Genomic DNA, 645 nt, shown 5'->3' with positions numbered 1-645 from the left:
ACGCCGGCGCCGCTACGCTGCTGCGATGAAACCGCTCGTGTGGCTCCTGCTGTGTGCGCTGTGCCTGCCCTCGCCGCCCGTCCTGGCGCAGGCGCCGCAGCGCGTGAACCGCTGTACCAACGCGCAGGGCGAAACCGTCTTCACCGACCGCCGCTGCGACGCAGTGGGTGCTACGTCGCGCTTGCCCCCGCGCACCGCGAGCGTGGGCAATACCGGCATCTATCGCGCCGGCTGCGCGCGCCGACTCAGCGAGCTGACCGGCCAGATCCGCGACGCGGTCAGCGCGCAGGACGTGAACCGGTTGTCCTCGATCTACCTGTGGAGCAACGTCTCCAACGCCACCGCGGACCACATCATCGGGCGGCTGGAATCGGTGGTGCAGCGCCCCCTGGTCGACATCGCCCCGGTCTACCCCGAAAGCGCGCCGGTGGTGGTGGACCCGGCGCTTGCCGCTGCAGGTCCTGAATCGGCGCCTTCGCGCCCCCGCCCCATCGGCCTGCGCATCGAACAGACACTGGGCAGCACCGCCACCCCGGCCCGGACCGTGTTCGGCCTGCGGCGTCAGTACGGCTGCTTCTGGATCACGCTGTAGCCGGCCACAGCGAGCGGATCGCTGCGATGCCCTGCGCGCCGTGGCGGCGCGCC

The 645-nt window shown here is 71.6% G+C and carries 1 protein-coding gene; it reads left to right on the top strand.

Going from position 1 to position 645, the window contains the following annotated elements; genetic code table 11:
• Positions 1-592, top strand: a 592-nt coding sequence (locus tag AAE045_RS23680; RefSeq protein WP_455549753.1) for a hypothetical protein, incomplete at its 5' end; no start/stop codon positions are given.
• Positions 593-645: the final 53 nt, after the last annotated feature.

It is taken from the genome of Dryocola clanedunensis, assembly GCF_038405435.1.
GTDB classification, from domain to species: Bacteria; Pseudomonadota; Gammaproteobacteria; order Enterobacterales; family Enterobacteriaceae; genus Dryocola; species Dryocola clanedunensis_A.
This window is presented reverse-complemented; position numbering and strand designations above follow the sequence as displayed.